The organism is Mycobacterium europaeum, assembly GCF_034555895.2.
Lineage (GTDB): Bacteria > Actinomycetota > Actinomycetes > Mycobacteriales > Mycobacteriaceae > Mycobacterium > Mycobacterium europaeum.
The window spans coordinates 3,107,135-3,126,581 of record NZ_CP157315.1 but is presented as its reverse complement, the minus strand read 5'-3'; the positions used below and the strand labels follow the sequence as shown (position 1 = coordinate 3,126,581).

14 protein-coding genes are annotated in these 19,447 nt (G+C 71.2%); 11 read left to right on the top strand and 3 right to left on the bottom strand.

Translation table 11 applies throughout. From position 1 onward, the window contains the following. The first annotated feature begins 51 nt into the window (after positions 1–51). The 7 genes from U8D42_RS14075 (at position 52) to U8D42_RS14045 (ending at position 10,321) form a co-directional block, all read left to right on the top strand. Positions 52–465: an OsmC family protein gene (locus U8D42_RS14075; RefSeq protein ID WP_090423001.1), complete on the top strand. Its 414-nt coding sequence runs from the start codon at positions 52–54 to the stop codon at positions 463–465. Then, positions 452–745, top strand: coding sequence for an acylphosphatase (locus U8D42_RS14070; RefSeq protein WP_322859959.1), 294 nt, complete (start codon positions 452–454; stop codon positions 743–745). The genes U8D42_RS14075 and U8D42_RS14070 overlap by 14 nt, the downstream gene beginning before the upstream one ends. Before the next feature lie 143 nt (positions 746–888). Then, complete coding sequence (gene smc / locus U8D42_RS14065) at positions 889–4,503, top strand: chromosome segregation protein SMC (RefSeq protein ID WP_322859960.1); 3,615 nt, start codon at positions 889–891, stop codon at positions 4,501–4,503. Between the two features lie 43 nt (positions 4,504–4,546). Continuing rightward, a complete protein-coding gene (gene ftsY, locus U8D42_RS14060) occupies positions 4,547–5,896 on the top strand; it encodes a signal recognition particle-docking protein FtsY (RefSeq protein ID WP_322859961.1) in 1,350 nt (449 codons plus the stop codon). A 187-nt stretch (positions 5,897–6,083) separates the two neighbouring features. Continuing rightward, positions 6,084–7,475, top strand: a complete 1,392-nt coding sequence (locus U8D42_RS14055; protein ID WP_085243533.1) for an ammonium transporter — start codon at positions 6,084–6,086, stop codon at positions 7,473–7,475. After that, positions 7,472–7,810: a nitrogen regulatory protein P-II gene (gene glnB / locus U8D42_RS14050; RefSeq protein WP_066952569.1), complete on the top strand. Its 339-nt coding sequence runs from the start codon at positions 7,472–7,474 to the stop codon at positions 7,808–7,810. Before U8D42_RS14055 ends, glnB begins: the two co-directional genes overlap by 4 nt. A 45-nt stretch (positions 7,811–7,855) precedes the next feature. Beyond that, positions 7,856–10,321 (top strand): [protein-PII] uridylyltransferase, encoded by a 2,466-nt coding sequence (locus U8D42_RS14045; RefSeq protein WP_322859962.1) that lies wholly within the window; start codon positions 7,856–7,858, stop codon positions 10,319–10,321. 5 nt (positions 10,322–10,326) lie between these two features. Here U8D42_RS14045 and U8D42_RS14040 read toward each other — a convergent pair whose 3' ends face one another. Beyond that, positions 10,327–12,057, bottom strand: a complete 1,731-nt coding sequence (locus U8D42_RS14040) for a DEAD/DEAH box helicase (protein ID WP_322859963.1) — start codon at positions 12,055–12,057, stop codon at positions 10,327–10,329. Positions 12,058–12,161: 104 nt separating this feature from the next. Beyond that, positions 12,162–12,953, bottom strand: a complete 792-nt coding sequence (locus U8D42_RS14035; protein ID WP_322859964.1) for an alpha/beta hydrolase — start codon at positions 12,951–12,953, stop codon at positions 12,162–12,164. Between the two features lie 218 nt (positions 12,954–13,171). Between U8D42_RS14035 and ffh the strand changes: the two genes are divergently transcribed. The 4 genes from ffh to U8D42_RS14010 all read left to right on the top strand — a co-directional run bounded on the left by ffh (position 13,172) and on the right by U8D42_RS14010 (position 18,534). Next, complete coding sequence (gene ffh / locus U8D42_RS14030) at positions 13,172–14,728, top strand: signal recognition particle protein (protein ID WP_085243528.1); 1,557 nt, start codon at positions 13,172–13,174, stop codon at positions 14,726–14,728. A gap of 236 nt (positions 14,729–14,964) precedes the next feature. Further along, positions 14,965–16,044, top strand: a complete 1,080-nt coding sequence (locus tag U8D42_RS14020) for a metal-dependent hydrolase family protein (RefSeq protein WP_142278522.1) — start codon at positions 14,965–14,967, stop codon at positions 16,042–16,044. 35 nt (positions 16,045–16,079) lie between these two features. Beyond that, positions 16,080–17,930, top strand: coding sequence for an N-acyl-D-amino-acid deacylase family protein (locus U8D42_RS14015; RefSeq protein WP_431523872.1), 1,851 nt, complete (start codon positions 16,080–16,082; stop codon positions 17,928–17,930). A 1-nt stretch (position 17,931) separates the two neighbouring features. Next, positions 17,932–18,534, top strand: a complete 603-nt coding sequence (locus U8D42_RS14010; protein WP_322859966.1) for a TetR/AcrR family transcriptional regulator — start codon at positions 17,932–17,934, stop codon at positions 18,532–18,534. On the opposite strand, the gene U8D42_RS14005 is transcribed toward U8D42_RS14010, so the two are convergent. Further along, positions 18,529–19,404 carry a D-alanyl-D-alanine carboxypeptidase family protein gene (locus tag U8D42_RS14005; protein ID WP_322859967.1) on the bottom strand — a complete coding sequence of 292 codons (876 nt, stop codon included), beginning with the start codon at positions 19,402–19,404 and terminating at the stop codon, positions 18,529–18,531. The genes U8D42_RS14010 and U8D42_RS14005 overlap by 6 nt on opposite strands. Positions 19,405–19,447: the final 43 nt, after the last annotated feature.

Sequence of the window (19,447 nt, the reverse complement as noted above, 5' to 3'; positions counted from 1 at the left end):
GACCGCAGTATGCCCGCGGCGCGGGGCGCGCCGCCCGGTAAAAAGTAGGGCATGACCGAACTATGGGTGGAACGCACGGGATCGCGCCGTTACACCGGGCACAGCTCGCGCGGTGCGCAGGTGCTTATCGGCTCCGAGGACGTCGAGGGCGTGTTCACCCCCGGCGAGCTGCTCAAGATCGCGCTCGCCGCGTGCAGTGGGATGTCCAGCGACCGGCCGCTGGCCCGCCGCCTCGGCGACGACTACCACGCGGTGGTGCGGGTCTCCGGGGACGCCGACCGTGACAACGAGGTCTATCCGCGGCTGGAAGAGACGCTCGAGCTCGACCTGTCCGGGCTGTCGCCGGAGGAGAAGGAGCGCGTACTGACCGTCGTGGACCGGGCCATCGACCTGGCCTGCACCGTCGGGCGCACGCTGAAAGCCGGCACCCGGATCGATGTCAAGGTGGCCGATGTCGGATCCTGACGTCAGGCTCACCGCCTGGGTGCACGGGCAGGTCCAGGGCGTGGGCTTTCGCTGGTGGACCCGCTCCCGGGCGCTCGAGCTGGGCCTCGCCGGATACGCGGCCAACCAGGCGGACGGCCGCGTGCTGGTGGTCGCCCAGGGGCCGCGCGGAGCCGGCGAGAAGCTGCTGGCGCTGCTGGAGGGCGCCGAGGCGTGGCCGCCCAGGCCGGGCCGCGTCGACAAGGTGGTCGCCGATTGGTCGCAGCCGCAGGAGCGGTTCGACGGTTTCGTCGAGCGCTGACGCGTTCCGGCCCGCTTCCCCGCCGTGACTGATGTGACCACTGTGACCCGTGCGTCGGGGTGTGTCCGGCGCCGACATTTCGGCCGCGGCGACACCCCGCGGTGAGGGTGGCAGGGGCGATTTGAGCGGTAGTCTGGCTCGCCGTGTACCTCAAGAGTCTGACGCTGAAGGGCTTCAAGTCCTTCGCATCGCCGACGACTCTGCGTTTCGAGCCGGGCATCACCGCGGTCGTCGGGCCCAACGGTTCGGGGAAATCCAACGTCGTCGACGCCCTGGCCTGGGTCATGGGGGAGCAGGGGGCAAAGACCCTGCGCGGCGGCAAGATGGAAGACGTCATCTTCGCCGGCACCTCGTCGCGGGCCCCGCTGGGCCGCGCCGAGGTCACCGTCACCATCGACAACTCCGACAACGCGCTGCCCATCGAATACTCCGAGGTGTCCATCACCCGCCGCATGTTCCGCGACGGCGCCAGCGAGTACGAGATCAACGGCGCCAGTTGCCGTTTGATGGACGTGCAAGAGCTGCTGAGCGACTCCGGGATCGGCCGGGAGATGCACGTCATCGTCGGGCAGGGCAAGCTCGACGAGATCCTGCAGTCGCGCCCCGAAGACCGCCGTGCCTTCATCGAGGAGGCCGCCGGTGTGCTCAAGCACCGCAAGCGCAAGGAAAAGGCCCTCCGCAAACTCGACGCGATGTCGGCGAACCTCGCCCGGCTGACCGACCTGACCACCGAGCTGCGCCGCCAGCTCAAGCCGCTGGGCCGCCAGGCCGAGGTGGCCCGCCGCGCCCAGACCATCCAGGCGGATCTGCGCGACGCCCGCCTGCGGCTGGCCGCCGACGACCTGGTCAATCGGCAGGTCGAACGGAATGCCATCTTCGAAGCCGAGGCCGCCATCCGCCGCGAGCACGACGAGGCCGCCGCCCGGCTGGCGGTGGCGTCGGAGGAGCTCACCGCGCACGAGGCGGCCGTCGCCGAACTCACGGCCCGGGCCGAATCGGTCCAGCACACCTGGTTCGGGCTGTCCGCGCTGGCCGAACGGGTGGCGGCCACCGTGCGCATCGCCAGCGAACGCGCGCAGCACCTCGACACCGAACCGGCGCCGCCCAGCGACACCGACCCCAGAAAGCCTGAAGAGCTGGAGGCCGAGGCCGAGCGGGTTGCGGTCGCCGAGCAGCACTTACTGGGCGAACTGGCCGGGGCGCGCACCCGCCTGGAGGCCGCCCGCGCCGAACTGGGCGAGCGCGAGCGCGAGGCCGCCGAGGCCGATCGGGCCCACCTGGCCGCGGTGCGGGCCGAGGCGGACCGGCGCGAGGGCCTGGCGCGGCTGGCCGGTCAGGTGGAGACCATGCGGGCGCGCGTGGAATCGATCGACGACAGTGTCGCGCGGCTGTCCGAACGCATCGAACAGGCCGCCGCCCGCGCGCAACAGTCCAAGGCCGAATTCGAAACCGTGCAGGGTCGCGTCGGCGAGCTCGACCAGGGCGAGGTGGGCCTCGACGAGCACCACGAGCGGACGGTGGCCGCGTTGCGGCTGGCCGACGAACGCGTCGCCGAACTGCAGGCCGCCGAACGCGACGCCGAACGCCGGGTGGCGTCGCTGCGGGCCCGAATCGACGCGCTCTCGGTCGGTCTGGAGCGCAAGGACGGCGCGGCCTGGCTCACCGAAAACCATGCGGGCGCGGGTCTTTTCGGGCCGATCGCCAAGCTGGTCAAGGTTCGCTCCGGGTATGAGGCGGCGCTGGCCGCGGTGCTGGGTTCGGCGGCCGACGCGCTGGCGGCCGAGAGCTTCGGCGCGGCCCGGTCCGCGGTCGCCGCGCTCAAACAGGCCGACGGCGGGCGCGCGGCGCTGGTGCTCGGCGACTGGCCCGCCGATCAGGCCGCGTCGCGGGATGCGCTACCCGGCAGCGCGCTGTGGGCGCTGGACTTGATCGACGCGCCCGCGCGGCTGCGGGGCGCCATCACGGCGATGCTCTCGGGCGTCGCGGTGGTCGACGACCTGGACCAGGCGCTCGAGCTGGTGGCGGCCCGGCCGCGGCTGCGCGCGGTCACCCGCGACGGCGATCTGGTGGGCGCCGGCTGGGTGAGCGGCGGCTCCGACCGCAAGCTGTCCACGCTGGAGGTGACGTCGGAAATCGACAAGGCGGGCAACGAGCTGGTCGCCGCGGAATCGCAGGTCGCCCAGCTGACCGCGGCGCTGTCCGGGGCCCTGACCGAACAGGCCGCCCGCCAGGACTCCGCCGAGCAGGCGCTGGCCGCGCTCAACGAATCCGACACCGCGATCTCGGCGATGTACGAGCAGCTGGGCCGGCTCGGGCAGGAAGCCCGCACCACCGAAGACGAGTGGAACAGGTTGCTGCGGCAGCGCGAGGAGCTCGAAGCGGGCCGCACGCAGACGGTCGAAGAAGTCACGGCGCTGGAGACCCGGCTGCGCAACGCGCAAGAGACTCAGCACGTGCATGCCGAAGAGCCCAACCACGCGGAGGTCCGCCAGCGGATCGCCGCCGCCGCCGAGGTTGCCCGCAGCGCCGAGGTGGAGGCCCGGCTGGCGGTGCGGACGGCCGAGGAGCGGGCCAACGCCGTGCGCGGGCGCGCGGATTCCCTGCGCCGCGCCGCGGCCGCGGAGCGCGAGGCGCGGCTGCGGGCCCAGCAGGCGCGTGAGGCGCGGCTGCGCGCGGCTGCCGTCGCCGCGGCGGTGGCCGACGCCGGACGGCTGCTGGCGCAGCGGCTGGACCGGGTGGTCGGGGCGGCGTCGAAGATCCGCGACGCCCTGGCGGCCGAACGCCAGCAGCGCGCGGCGGCGATGGCGGCGGTGCGCGACGAGGTGACCGCGTTGAGCGCCCGGGTGGCCACCCTGACCGACTCGCTGCACCGGGACGAGGTGGCCAACGCGCAGGCGGCGATGCGCATCGAACAGCTCGAGCAGATGGTGCTGGAGCAGTTCGGCATGGCGCCCGCCGACCTGATCGCCGAGTACGGGCCCGACGTGGCATTGCCGCCCACCGAGCTCGAGATGGCCGAGTTCGAGCAGGCCCGCGAACGCGGCGAGCAGGTCGTCGCGCCCGCACCGATGCCGTATGACCGCGCCACCCAGGAGCGCCGGGCCAAACGCGCCGAGCGGGAGCTCGCCGAGCTGGGCCGGGTCAATCCGCTGGCGCTGGAGGAGTTCGCCGCGCTGGAGGAGCGCTACAACTTCCTGTCCACCCAGCTCGAGGACGTCAAAGCGGCCCGCAAGGACCTGCTCGACGTCGTCGCCGACGTCGACGCCCGCATCCTGCAGGTGTTCAGCGATGCGTTCGTCGACGTGGAACGCGAATTCCAGGAAGTCTTCACCGTGCTGTTCCCCGGCGGCGAGGGCCGGCTGCGGCTCACCGATCCCGACGACATGCTCACGACTGGCATCGAGGTGGAGGCGCGGCCGCCCGGCAAGAAGGTCACCCGGCTGTCGCTGCTGTCCGGCGGCGAGAAGGCGCTGACCGCGGTGGCGATGCTGGTGGCCATCTTCCGCGCCCGGCCGTCGCCGTTCTACATCATGGACGAGGTGGAGGCCGCGCTCGACGACACCAACCTGCGCCGGTTGATCAGCCTGTTCGAGCTGCTGCGGGCCAGATCGCAGCTGATCATCATCACCCACCAGAAGCCGACGATGGAGGTCGCCGACGCGCTCTACGGCGTGACGATGCAGGGCGACGGCATCACCGCGGTCATCTCACAGCGGATGCGCGGACAGCAGGTGGAGCAGCTGGTCTCGCAGTCGTAGACCCGCGCCGGGGGATCGCTGTCCCGCTTGAAACAATGTCAGCGTGTCACAAGGTCTTTGGATCGCCGTCGCGGTCATAGCCGTCCTGGTTCTCGTCGCCGCGCTGGTCCTGGGCCTGATGCGATACCGCCGCCGGCGGATCAGCTTCACGACCAAGCCCGAGCCCGGCGCGATCGACCGGTCGGGCGGCTACACGGCGTCGTCCGGCATCACCTTCACCCAGACCGCGCCGGCCGACCGGCTGGACACCACGGGTCTGCCCGCGGTGGGCGACGACGCCACCATCCCGCGCGACGCGTCGCGGCGCACCATCTCCGAGGTCGAGCTCCCCGAACCGGGGGCGGCCCCGGGGACCGCGGCCCCGCCACCGGCAGCCCCGCCGCCACCGGCCGCCCCGGCGCCCCCACAGCCGACGGTCCCCGAGCCGCCCGCGCCCCCCGAGCCGCCGGCGGCCCCGGAGATCGAGGCCATCGCGCCGCCCGAAGGCCGGCTGGAGCGGCTGCGCGGACGCCTGGCCAGGTCGCAGAACGCGCTGGGACGCAGCGTGCTGGGGCTGATCGGCGGCGGCGATCTCGACGAGGACGCCTGGCAGGACGTGGAGGACACCCTGCTGGTCGCCGACCTGGGGCCGGTGGTCACCGATTCGGTGATGTCGCAGCTGCGCAGCCGCCTGGCCGGCGGCGCCGTGCGCACCGAGGCCGACGCGAAGGCCGTCCTGCGCGACGTCCTGATCCGGGAGCTGCACCCCGACATGGACCGCTCGATCCGCGCCCTGCCGCACGCCGATCACCCGTCGGTGCTGCTGGTGGTCGGCGTCAACGGCACCGGCAAGACGACGACGGTCGGCAAGCTGGCGCGGGTGTTGGTGGCCGACGGGCGGCGCGTCGTGCTCGGCGCCGCCGACACCTTCCGGGCCGCCGCCGCCGATCAGCTGCAGACCTGGGCGTCGCGGGTGGGCGCGGAGGTGGTGCGCGGAGCCGAAGGCGCCGACCCCGCGTCGGTGGCGTTCGACGCCGTCGACAAGGGCATCGCCTCGGGCGCCGACGTGGTGCTCATCGACACCGCGGGCCGGCTGCACACCAAGGTCGGGCTGATGGACGAGCTCGACAAGGTCAAGCGCGTGATAACCCGCCGCGCCGCGGTCGACGAGGTGCTGCTGGTGCTCGACGCCACCATCGGGCAGAACGGGCTCGCCCAGGCGCGGGTGTTCGCCGAGGTCGTCGAGATCACCGGCGTCGCGCTGACCAAGTTGGACGGTACCGCCAAGGGCGGCATCGTATTCCGCGTCCAACAGGAGCTCGGGGTGCCCGTGAAACTGGTCGGGCTCGGGGAGGGTCCCGACGACCTGGCGCCGTTCGAGCCGGCCGCTTTCGTCGACGCCCTGCTGGGCTGAAAGGCCCTTACACGCCGCGCGCGACGTTAATCCGCGCGAAACACGGTGGCTCCACCGCGGAAACAACCATTGCGCAAGGTTCTGGATCAGGTCACAGGCGTCGCCTGACGGCCATTCATGTCCGACCGGAGGTGAGCGAGTGGCATTCCCGCAATTGGGCCAACCCGATACCGGCGATACCGCCTGGATGTTGGCGAGTTCCGCGCTTGTGCTGTTGATGACGCCGGGCCTTGCGTTCTTCTACGGCGGCATGGTGCGCACCAGAAGCGTGCTCAACATGATCATGATGAGCATCAGCGCGATGGGCGTGGTCACCGTGCTCTGGGTGCTCTACGGCTACTCGATGTCGTTCGGCGACGACCGGGGCGGCGTCGTGGGCAATCCGACCGACTACTGGGGCCTGGCGAAGCTGATCGGCGGCAACGCCGTCAAGGCCGACCCGAGCAAGGGCGTCACGCAGGTCGACATCCCGCTGGCCGGGACCATGCCCGCTACCGTGTTCGTGGCCTTCCAGCTGATGTTCGCGATCATCACCGTCGCGCTGATCTCCGGGGCGGTCGCCGACCGGCTCAAGTTCACTGCGTGGCTGGTGTTCTCCGGGCTGTGGGCGACGCTGGTCTACTTCCCGGTCGCGCACTGGGTGTTCGCCGCCGACGGCTTCGCCTCCGAGCACGGCGGGTGGATCAACAACAAGCTGCACGCCATCGACTTCGCCGGCGGGACAGCGGTCCACATCAACTCCGGTGTGGCGGGCCTGGCCCTGGCGATCGTCCTGGGCAAGCGCCGCGGCTGGCCGACGACGCTGTTCCGGCCGCACAACCTGCCGTTCGTCATGCTCGGCGCCGGCCTGCTGTGGTTCGGCTGGTTCGGGTTCAACGCCGGTTCGGCGACCAGCTCCAACGGGTCGGCCGGTACCACCTTCATGACCACCACCATCGCGACCGCCACGGCCATGCTGGCGTGGTTGCTCACCGAGCGCATCCGCGACGGCAAGCCCACGACGCTGGGGGCGGCGTCGGGCATCGTCGCCGGACTGGTCGCGATCACGCCGTCCTGCTCGTCGGTCAACGTGCTGGGCGCCCTGGCGGTCGGAGCGGTGGCCGGGGTGGTGTGCGCGCTGGCCGTCGGGCTGAAGTTCAAATTCGGCTACGACGACTCGCTCGACGTGGTCGGGGTGCACATGATCGGTGGTTTGACGGGCACCCTGCTGGTGGGTCTGCTCGCCGCACCCGAGTCGCCGGCGATCAACGGCGTGGCCGGGGTGTCCAAGGGATTGTTCTACGGCGGCGGCTGGGCCCAACTCGAGCGCCAGGCGGTCGGCGCCTTCGCGGTACTGTTCTACTCCGGGATCGTCACGCTGATCCTGGCGTTGATCCTGAAGTACACGATCGGGTTGCGGGTCGGCGCCGAAGAAGAATCAACCGGTATCGACGAGTCCGAGCACGCGGAGAGCGGTTACGATTTCGGAACGATCGGTGGACAAGGTTCCGTCCTTCCGGTGGCGCGGACTCCCGTGGATGACCGCAACGGTCTACAGGAGGCTCGAGTGGGCGACAAGGTGGAGGCAGAGCAGGCATGAAGCTAGTCACCGCAATAGTGAAGCCGTTCACCCTCGATGACGTGAAGACCAGCCTCGAGGACGCGGGCGTCCTGGGGATGACGGTCAGCGAAATCCAGGGATACGGGCGGCAGAAGGGCCACACCGAGGTTTACCGGGGGGCTGAATACTCGGTGGACTTCGTGCCGAAGGTGCGAATCGAGGTCGTGGTCGACGATTCCATCGTGGACAAGGTCGTGGACAGCATCGTCCGGGCGGCGCGCACCGGCAAGATCGGTGACGGCAAGGTCTGGGTCACCCCCGTGGAAACCATTGTGCGGGTGCGCACGGGTGAACGCGGAACCGATGCCCTCTGAGGCCAGCCGCACATTGCTGAAGCAGGCCGGACGGGCCGGGAGGGTATGACAAACCCACCCGGCCCGTCCGGGTCATCTGGAGCGGGCGCTCAAAGCGACGGCGGCGCAAGCGATCTGGCTGCCGCGCGGCGCCGTCTGTTGTCCGAGGGAAGTCATCTCGGCGCGGCCGAGCTGCGCAAAGCCTGGCTGGAACTGCACGAGTCCTGGCTGGCCGCCAAGGCCGGCGAGATCGGCATCGCCGACGGCAGCGGTTTCGCGATCGTCGGTGTGGGCGGCCTGGGCCGCCGCGAGCTGCTGCCGTATTCCGATCTGGACCTGATGCTGTTGCACGACAACAAGTCCGACGAGGTGCTGCAGCGGGTCGCCGACGGGCTGTGGTATCCGCTGTGGGACGCCAACGTTCGCCTCGACCACAGCGTGCGCACCGTGTCGGGGGCGCTGGGCGTCGCCAACAGCGACATGGTGGCCGCGCTGGGCATGCTGGACGCGCGGCACATCGCCGGGGACGAGCGGCTGTCGGCCGAACTCATCGACGGGGCGCGACGCCAGTGGCGCAGCGCGATCCGATCCCGCATGGACGAGCTCGTCGCGTTGACATACGAACGCTGGCAACGGTGTTGGCGCATCGCGCAGCGGGCCGAGCCGGACCTGAAGTCGGGGCGCGGCGGCCTGCGCGACGTCCAACTGCTCGACGCGCTGGGCGTCGCGCAGCTCATCGACCGCCATGGCATGGGCCATCCCGACGCGCCGGGCGGCTCGCTGGACGCCGCGTACCTCACGCTGCTCGACGTCCGCACCGAACTGCACCGGGTATCCAAACGCGGACTCGATCAACTGCTGGCGCAGTTTGCCGACGAGGTCAGCGCCGCGCTGGGCGTCGGGGACCGATTCGCCTTGTCCCGCATGCTCTCCAGCGTCAGCCGGACCATCGCCTACCACGCCGAGACCGGCCTGCGGACCGCCCAGAACGCGCTGCCCCGGCGCGGCCTCACCGCCCTGGTGCGGCGCCCGAAACGCCGGCCACTGGACGAGGGCGTGGTGGAGTACGACGGCGAGGTGGTCCTCGCCCGCGACGCGCAGCCCCAGGCCGACCCCGGGTTGGTGCTGCGCGTGGCGGCCGCGTCGGCGGACACCGGCCTGCCCATCGGCGCCGGCACCCTCAAACGGCTGGCCGACAGCGTCGGAGACCTGCCGTCGCCGTGGCCACGGGAGGCGCTGGACGACCTGCTGGTGGTGCTTCTGGCCGGGCCCACGACGGTGAACACGATCGAGTCGCTGGACCGCACCGGCCTCTGGGGCCGGATCTTCCCGGAGTGGGACGCCGTCCGCGACCTGCCGCCGCGCGACGTCTCGCACAAGTGGACCGTCGACCGTCACATCGTCGAAACCGCCGTCAACGCGGCCCCGCTCACCACCCGCGTGGCGCGCTCGGACCTGCTCGCGCTCGGTGCGCTGCTGCACGACATCGGCAAGGGGCGCGGCACCGACCACTGTGTGCTGGGCGCGGAACTGACGATCCCGATCGCCAACAGGCTGGGGTTGTCGGCGCAGGACGCCGACACGCTCGCGGGCATGGTCCGCCACCACCTGCTGCTGCCGATCACCGCCACCCGAAGTGACCTCAACGATCCCAAGACCATCGAGTCCGTCGCCGAGGCCCTGCACGGCGACCCGCAACTCCTCGAGCTCCTGCACGCGCTGGCTGAGGCGGACTCGAAGGCCACCGGGCCGGGGGTGTGGAGCGACTGGAAGGCCTCGCTGATCGAGGACCTGGTCCGCCGCTGCCGGCTGGTGATGGCCGGGGAGCCGCTTCCCGAAGCCGAACCCATTGCGCCGCATTACGTTTCGCTGGCCGCCGACCGCGGCGTGCACGTGGAGATCCGCCCCGGCGACCGGGAGCGGCTGACCGCGGTGATGCTGGCGCCGGACCAGCGTGGGCTGGTGTCGAAAGCCGCCGCGGTGCTGGCGCTGAACTCGCTGCGCATCCACTCGGCGCTGGCCAACATTCACGAGGGCGTCGCGATTGTCGAGTTCGTCGTGTCGCCCGTGTTCGGCTCGCCGCCCGAATCAGGCCTGCTGCGTCAGCAATTCAACGGCGCCCTCGCCGGCGACCTCGACGTCCTCGGCACACTGGAGCGGCGCGACACCGACGCCATCAGCGCGGCGACCGCGCGGGCCGGCGAGATTCAGGCCGGGGTGCCCGTCACCCGGTCGACCGCTCCGCCGCGCATCCTGTGGCTGGAGACGTCGACCGCCGGGCAGTTGATCTTCGAGGTCCGCGCGATGGATCGCCTGGGTCTGCTTGCGCTGCTGACGAGCGCGCTGGAACGCGCGGACGCGGACATCGCCTGGGCCAAGGTCAACACGTTCGGCTCGACGGCGGCCGACGTCTTCTGCGTGACGGTGCCGGCGCACGCCGAGCACCGGGCGCGGGCCGCGATCGAACAGAACCTGCTGGCCGTGCTGGGCGGCCCCGCGGTGGAAGTGCTCGAGGAGCCCGTCGGAGACTAGGCGGCTCAGGAGTGCTCGACGTTGAGCTGTCGCAGCGCTTCGATGCGGGCCTGGATCTGCTCGCGGGTGGCGGCGGCGATCGGCGGCCCTCCGCAGCGCCGGCGAAGTTCGCTGTGGATCCAGCCGTGCGGCTTGCCGGTGCGGTGGTGGGTGGCCGACACCAGGGTGTTGAGCTCGCGGCGCAGCTCGCGCAGCTGGCCGTGCATCGACGGCGGCGCCGACACCGGGGCCGGCACCCCTTGCGCGGCCCGTCGCTGGAGTTGCTCGTCCTGGCGGCGGTGCAGCAGCGCCCGCATCTGATCGGCGTCCAGGAGTCCCGGGATGCCCAGGTAGTCGGCCTCCTCGTCGCTTCCGGCGGGGGCGGCGGTGCCGAACGACGACCCGTCGAAGATGACCTGATCCAGCTCCGCGTCGGCGCCCAGCGAGGTGAAGCCGTTGTCGATCTCGGTCTTCTCGGTCTGCGTCCGGACGGCGGGGTCACCGTCGAGGGGATCGTCGTCCGGGCGGTGCGGCTCCCCGAGCACGTGGTTGCGCTGGGCCTCCAGCTCGCTGGCGAGCTGCAGCAGGTTGGGCACCGAGGGCAGGAAGATGCTCGCGGTCTCCCCGGGCCGGCGCGACCGCACGAACCGGCCGATAGCCTGCGCGAAGAACAGGGGAGTCGAGGCGCTGGTGGCGTAGATGCCGACGGCGAGCCGGGGCACGTCGACGCCTTCGGAGACCATCCGCACCGCGACCAGCCACCGGCTGGCGCTCGCGGCGAATTCGCTGATGCGCGCCGACGATCCGGGATCGTCGGACAGCACCACCGTCGGCTCCTCGCCGGTCAGCCTGGTCAGCAGTGCGGCGTAGGCGCGGGCCGCGGTGCGGTCGGAGGCGATGATCATGCCGCCGGCGTCGGGCACGTGCGCGCGCTTCTGGCGCAGGCGCTGGTCGGCGGCCGCGATGACCGCGGGCATCCATTCGCCGGCGGGGTCGAGCGCGGTCCGCCAGGCCCGCGCCGTCTGCTCGGCGGTCAGCGGCTCGCCCAGGCGAGCGGCATGCTCCTCACCGGCGCCGTCCCGCCAGCGCGCCTCCCCGGAGTAGGCCAGGAACACCACCGGCCGGACCACCCCGTCCGCGAGGGCCTCGGCATAGCCGTAGGTGTGGTCGGCCCGCGAACGCCGCACCCCGTCGGAGCCCGCCTCGTAGTCCACGAACGGGATGGGGCTGTCGTCGCTGCGAAAGGGCGTGCCCGTCAGGGCGAGCCGGCGGGTGGCGTCGCCGAAGGCCTCGCGGATGGCGTCCCCCCACGTCTTGGCGTCGCCGCCGTGGTGAATCTCGTCGAAGACGACCAGGGTCTTGCGCTGCTCGGTACGCACCCGGTGCAGCGTCGGGTGCGCGGCGACCTGCGCGTAGGTGACCATCACGCCGTGGTATTCGCCCGACGTGCGGGCGCTGGTGTTGGAGAACTTCGGGTCCAGGGCGATGCCGTGCCGCGCCGCGGCCTGCGCCCACTGCACCTTGAGGTGCTCGGTGGGCACCACGACCGTGATCTGCTCGACGGCGCGCTGGCTCAGCAGTTCGGCGGCGACCCGCAGGGCGAACGTCGTCTTCCCCGATCCCGGGGTGGCCACGGCCAGGAAATCACGCGGCTGGCCGGCCAGGTATTTCACCAACGCCCGGCGCTGCCAGCCGCGCAGCACCCGGCCGCCGCCGTCGACGGAGGACTCCGTGCGAGCGACCGGTTGCACGGACATTTCCCCCCGTAGTTGCAGTTGTCGACGCGGACGGCCCCGGTTAAGTGGCGGACGTGAAATGTAGCACGCCAACGCTTTTCGGCGCAGTAACGACTCGAGCGCGGTTAGCGCGGTTCGCCTGCCAGGTCGTGGATTTCCAGCCAGGCGTGGATGCGTTCGGCGACGTCAGCCCATCCCGGCTCGAGCATCATGTTGTGGCCCATCGAGAAGAACTCCGGTTGCGTCCGGTAGGCGCGCGCGGTGGCGCGCACGTCGCCGACGCTGACGAAGCCGTCGTGCTCGGCGCCGAGGACCAGGATCGGCGTGGTCACCCGCCGGGTCCGGACGCGGCGGACCATCGGGTCGGTCATGGCGGCGCGCACGCTTTCGGCCCCGGCGCGCCGCATGCAGGATTCGACGATGGCCTCGGGCGTGTCGGCGCAGAACAGGTACTCGCGGGTGAGCGCCGGGGTGGCGAGGAACTTCAGCAGCGTGCGGTCGGTCCAGGCCTCCATGGTCATCGACGGCCGGCGGCGCCAGACGCGCACCGCCAACCTCAGCACGCCCTGCGGCGGGACGGAGCCCACCAGCACGGCCGCCGGGGCGCGGCGGTCTTCGAGGTAGCGCTGGATCACGAAGCCACCCAGGGAGTGGCCTATGAGAACGGGGCCGCCCAGGTCGTCGGCCACCGAGCGGACATCCTCGATGTAGTCGGCGATGGAAACCTTGTGCAACGGCTTCGCCGTCGGGCTGGCGCCGTGCCCGCGCAGGCTCACCGCGACGGCGCGGTAGCCGGCGTCGGCAAAGAAGTCCAGGAAGTGCTCCCAACACCACGCGCCGTGCCAGCCGCCGTGCACGAAGAGCAGCGGAACCGGATGGTCCCGGCTGCAGGACCCCCTGTCGATCACCTCGAGCATGGGACCATTCAAACCCGCTCACCGTCTCGCCGAGACTGCAATGACGCACACCGTCAGCGTGTCGTGTGTGTAGTTGCAGTGTCGCGGCCGGCGGCCGGGGCCGCTCGCCGGAACATCGAGCATTGCGACCGGTCCCGGCGTGTCGTCGCAGACGGTTATGTGTCGCGGGGCACCGCGCCCCGCGGCGCGGGACGCGCGCTGACCACTAGGCTGGCGGGGTGTTTGAATCGCTGTCCGACCGGTTGACCGGTGCCCTTCAGGGACTACGCGGCAAGGGTCGTCTGACCGACGCCGACATCGAGGCCACCACCCGCGAGATCCGGCTGGCGCTGCTGGAAGCCGACGTGTCTTTGCCCGTGGTGCGGGCGTTCGTCACCCGGATCAAGGACCGCGCCCGGGGCGCCGAGGTCTCGGGTGCCCTCAACCCGGCGCAGCAGGTCGTCAAGATCGTCAACGAGGAACTGATCGGCATCCTGGGCGGGGAGACCCGCCAGCTGGCCTTCGCCAAGACCCCGCCGACCGTGATCATGCTCGCCGGCCTGCAGGGTTCCGGTAAGACGTCGCTGGCCGGCAAGCTGGCCGCCTGGCTGCGCGGCCAGGGACACACCCCGCTGCTGGTGGCGTGTGACCTGCAGCGGCCGGCCGCCGTCAACCAGCTGCAAGTCGTCGGCGAGCGCGCCGGCGTCCCGGTGTTCGCGCCCCACCCCGGCGAGTCCCCCGAATCGGGGCCCGGAGACCCGGTCGCGGTGGCGGCGGCGGGGCTCGCCGAGGCCCGTGCCAAGCACCACGACGTCGTCATCGTCGACACCGCCGGCCGGTTGGGCATCGACGACGAGCTGATGGCGCAGGCCGCGGCCATCCGCGACGCCGTCAACCCCGACGAAGTTCTGTTCGTCCTGGACGCGATGATCGGCCAGGACGCCGTCACCACCGCGGAGGCGTTCCGCGAGGGCGTCGGCTTCACCGGGGTGGTGCTGACCAAGCTCGACGGCGACGCCCGCGGCGGCGCCGCGTTGTCGGTCCGCGAGGTGACCGGCGTCCCAATCCTTTTCGCCTCCACCGGCGAGAAGCTGGAGGACTTCGACGTCTTCCACCCCGACCGGATGGCCGGCCGCATCCTGGGCATGGGCGACGTGCTGAGCCTGATCGAACAGGCCGAGCAGGTCTTCGACGCCCAGCAGGCCGAGGCCGCCGCCGCCAAGATCGGCACCGGCGAGCTGACGCTGGAGGACTTCCTCGAGCAGATGCTCGCCATCCGCAAGATGGGCCCGATCGGGAACCTGCTCGGCATGCTGCCCGGGGCCGGGCAGATGAAGGACGCGCTGGCCCAGGTCGACGACAAACAGCTCGACCGGCTGCAGGCCATCATCCGCGGCATGACGCCCGCAGAACGGGCCGACCCGAAGATCATCAACGCGTCGCGGCGGCTGCGCATCGCCAACGGCTCTGGCGTGACCGTGTCAGAGGTCAACCAGCTGGTCGACCGCTTCTTCGAGGCCCGCAAGATGATGTCGTCGATGCTGGGCGGCATGGGCATCCCGGGCATGGGCCGCAAGTCCGCGACCCGGAAAGCCAAGGGCGGCAAGGGTAAGAAGGGCAAGAAGGGTGGACGGGGCCCGACGCCGCCCAAGGGCAGGAACCCGCTCATGCAGGGCATGCCCGGCATGCCGGCCGGGTTCCCCGACCTGTCGCAGATGCCCGAGGGCCTCAACGAGCTGCCGCCCGGGCTGGCCGACTTCGACCTGTCCAAACTCAAGTTCCCAGGCAAGCCGTGACGATCGCGAGCGCGGCGGGGCCGGGCGAAGCGGGTCGTCACCATGGGACGGTGACGATCGCGAGCGCGGCGGGGCCGGGCGAAGCGGGTCGTCACCATGGGACGGTGACGATCGCGAGCGCGGCGGGGCCGGGCGAAGCGGGTCGTCACCATGGGACGGTGACGATCGCGAGCGCGGCGGGGCCGGGCGAAGCGGGTCGTCACCATCGGACCGGACGGAAGTAACCCGCCGTGCGCATGCACGTGCGCGGTGTGGGGCTGCCCGACGAGACGCCAACCGAACTGTGGATCGTCGACGGCCGCATCAGCACGGAGCCCGTCGCCGGGGCCGACACCGTCTTCGACGGCGGCTGGATCATCCCCGGCCTGGTCGACGCCCACTGCCACGTCGGCCTCGGGAACGGCGGCGAGATCCCGCTCGAGGAGGCGGTCGCGCAGGCCGAGACCGAGCGTGACGTCGGGGCGCTGCTGCTGCGTGATTGCGGCTCGCCGACCGACACCCGCAGCCTCGACGACCGCGACGACCTGCCCCGCATCATCCGCGCCGGGAAGCATCTGGCCAGGCCCAAGCGCTATGCGGCCGGCTTCTCACGCGAGCTCGAGGACGAGTGGCAATTGCCCGACGCGGTCGCCGAAGAGGCGCGCCGCGGGGACGGCTGGATCAAGCTGGTCGGTGACTGGATCGACCGCGGCGTCGGCGATCTCGCCCCGCTGTGGTCCGATGACGTGCTCAAGGCCGCGATCGAGACCGCACACGCCCATGGCGCCCGCGTCACCGCCCACGTCTTCAGCGAGGACGCGCTGCCCGGGCTGATCAACGCCGGCATCGACTGCATCGAACACGGCACCGGTCTCACCGACGACACCATCGCGTTGATGGTCGAGCGCGGGACGGTGCTGGTGCCCACGCTGGTCAACATCGTCGAGAACTTCCCCGGCATCGCCGACGCCGCGGCGGCGAAGTATCCGGCCTACGCCGCCCACATGCGCGACCTGCACGCCCGTGGGCCGTCGCGGATCGCCGCCGCCCGCGATGCGGGCGTGCCGATCTACGCCGGCAGCGACGCCGGCACCATGGTCGCGCCCGGACGGATCGCCGACGAGGTGGAGGCGCTCAAGGGCATCGGGATGAGCCCGGCCGAGGCATTGGGGGCGGCGTGCTGGGACGCGCGCCGCTGGCTGGGCCGGCCCGCCCTCGATCACGGCGCGTCGGCCGACCTGTTGTGTTACGCGCAGGACCCGCGGTCGGGCCCGGCCGTGCTGCGCGACCCCGACCTGGTGATCTTGCGGGGCAGGGCGTTTCGCCCGCAGGCGTAGCCGGGCCCCGGGTCGACACGCCCGTGGTCAAAAAGATTGCGAGTGCTTGCTATCTATGTTACGGTCCGTGTCACCACGACGACCGGGAGGCAGAAGTGGCTTACGACGTGATCATCCGCGACGGGCTGTGGTTCGACGGCACCGGCCGCGCGCCGCAGACCCGCACGCTGGGCGTCCGCGACGGCGTGGTGGCCACGGTGTCGGACGGGCCGCTGGACGAGACCGGTTGCCCGGACGTGATCGACGCGGCCGGCAAGTGGGTCCTGCCCGGCTTCATCGACGTGCACACCCACTACGACGCCGAGGTGCTGCTGGACCCGGGCCTGCGGGAGTCGGTGCGCCACGGTGTCACGACGGTGTTGCTGGGCAACTGCTCGTTGTCCACGGTCTACGCCAGCGCCCAGGACGCGGCCGACCTGTTCAGTCGGGTCGAGGCCGTGCCGCGCGAATACGTCTACGGCGCCCTGCAAGGCAAGACCTGGTCCACCCCGGCGGACTACATCAAGGCGATCGACGCCCTGCCACTCGGGCCGAATATCGGCTCGCTGCTTGGGCATTCGGACCTGCGGGCCGCGGTGCTGGGGCTGGACCGGGCCACCGACCCCGCCGTCCAACCCACCCCCGCCGAACTGGAGAAGATGGCGGGCCTGCTCGACGAGGCGCTGGACGCCGGGATGCTCGGCATGTCGGGCATGGACGCGGCCATCGACAAGCTCGACGGTGAACGCTTCCGCTCGCGGGCGTTGCCGTCCACCTTCGCGACCTGGCGCGAGCGGCGCAGGCTGATCAAGGTGCTGCGCAAGCGCGGCCGCCTGCTGCAGAGCGCCCCGGATGTGGCGAAGCCGTCGACCGGGATGCTGTTCTTCCTGGCCAGCAGCCGAATCCTGAACCGCGGCAAGGGCGTTCGGATGAGCATGCTGGTCTCCGCCGACGCCAAGTCGATGCCGCTGTCGGTATATGTGTTCGGCCCGGGAACGCGCCTGCTGAACAAGCTGCTGGGCTCTCAGGTGCGGTTCCAGCATCTGCCGGTGCCGTTCGAGCTGTATTCCGACGGAATCGACCTGCCGGTGTTCGAGGAGTTCGGCGCCGGGACGGCCGCCCTGCACCTGCGGGATCAGTTGGAGCGCAACGAGTTGCTGGCCGACAGGGAATACCGCCGGAAGTTCCGGCGCGAGTTCGACCGCGTCAAGCTCGGACCGTCGTTGTGGCACCGCGACTTCCACGACGCCGTCATCGTCGAATGCCCCGACGAGTCGCTGATCGGCAAGAGCTTTGGCGCCATCGCCGACGAGCGCAAGCTGCACCCGCTGGACGCCTTCCTCGACGTGCTCGTCGAAAACGGTGAGCGCAACGTCCGGTGGACGACCGTCGTCGCCAACCACCGCCCCAAGCTGCTCGATGCGCTCGCCAACGAGGGCAGCGTGCACATGGGCTTCTCGGACGCCGGTGCGCACCTGCGCAACATGGCCTTCTACAACTTCGGTCTCAAGCTGCTCAAGCGTGTCCGGGACGCCGAGCGGGCCGGCGCGCCGTTCATGTCCACCGAGCGGGCGGTGCACCGCCTGACCGGCGAACTGGGGGAGTGGTTCGGCGTCGACGCCGGCACGCTGCGCCAGGGCGACCGCGCGGACTTCGTGGTGATCGACCCGGCCGGCCTGGGCGAAGCGGTCGAGGGCTACTACGAGGACGAGGTGCCGTTCTACGGCGGCCTGCGGCGCATGGTCAACCGCAACGACGACGCCGTCGTCGCGACCGGCGTGGGCGGCGCCGTCGTCTTCCGTGCGGGCCAGTTCCGCGACGGCTACGGCCGGACCGTCAAGTCGGGCCGCTACCTGCGCGCCGGCCAGCGGAACCGGGGCCGCAGCGCCCTCACAATCGGGGCCTGACATGGCGAGAACCCAGCAGCAGCGTCGGGAAGAGACCGTGGGGCGGCTGCTCGACGCCTGCATCGCCACCATCATCGAGGTCGGCTACGCACGGGCGTCCGCCGCCGTGATCACCAAGCGCGCGGGCGTCTCGGTGGGCGCCCTGTTCCGGCACTTCGAGACGATGGGCGACTTCATGGCGGCCACGGCGTCGGAGGTGCTGCGTCGCCAGCTCGAGACCTTCACCAAGCGGGTGGCCGAGATACCGCCCGATCGGCCCGCGCTCGAAGCCGCGCTGGCGATCCTGCGCGACCTCACCGCCGCCCCGAGCAACGCCGTGCTCTACGAGCTGCTGGTCGCCGCACGCACCGACGAAAAGCTCAGGGCCACTTTGCAACACGAGCTGCGGCAGTACTCCACCAAGATTCACGACGCCGCCCGCGCGCTGCCCGGGGCCGAGAGCTTCCCCGAGGAGACGTTCCCGGTGCTGGTCGCGGTGCTGACCAACGTGTTCGACGGCGCCGCGGTGGTGGAGGGCGTGCTGCCGCAACCGCAGATCGCCGAGCAACGCATCCCGATGCTGATGACGCTGCTGTCCGCGGCGGCGCCGGGCGCGGGCCTATAGCGAGCCGATGCTGGACTGCGGGCTGAGCGCGAAACCCCAGTCGAACAACGTCGCCGCCTGGTCCCAATAGCTCGGCCCGCCGGCCTTCACCAGCCCGTACATCATGGCGATGACCAGCCGCCGGCCACCGCGGGCGGCCGCGCCGACGAAGGTCTTGCGGGCCGCGTCGGTGAACCCGGTCTTTCCGCCGATCGCGCCGGGATAGCGCTGCAACAGCTCGTCCTGGTTGGTGATCGGGTGATCGCCGTTATCGCCGGGGAACATCGCCGACGGCTCGGCGGTGATCTGGGCGAACACCGGGTTGGCCATCGCGGCGCGGAAGATCACCGCCAGGTCGTGGGCCGTCGAGGCCCCCGACCCGCCGGGGCCGTCCAGCCCGGACGGCGTCGCCGCGTGGGTGTTCGTCGCGCCGAGCGAGGCGGCCTTGGCGTTCATCTTGGCGACCGTGGCGTCGGCGCCGCCCAGCATGTGCGCCAGCGTGTTGGCGGCATCGTTGCCCGACACCAGCAGCAGGCCGTCGAGAAGCTGGCGCGCGGTGTAGGTGCGGCCCGGCTTGACGCCGACGCAGTTGCACTCCACCTGGGTGTCGGCGACGTCGGCGACCACGGTGGAATCCAGGCTCACCTGGTCGAGGGTGACCAACGCCAACAGCACCTTGATGGTGCTCGCCGGCGGGTGGGCCACGTTCTGGTCGCGTTCGGCCAGCACCTGACCGCTGTCGAGGTCGGCCACGATCCAGGTCTGCGCCGGACCGTCCGGGATCGGTACCGAGCCGACCGGCTGCATGCTGTCGGCCCAGGACGTCGGGGCGGTGGCGCCGATCGCGAGCAGGGCCGCGACGCCGACCCTGAGGGCCATGACCTTGCGCATGGGCCGAAAGTCTAGCTTCCGGGCCTGTTCGGCGACGATTTTC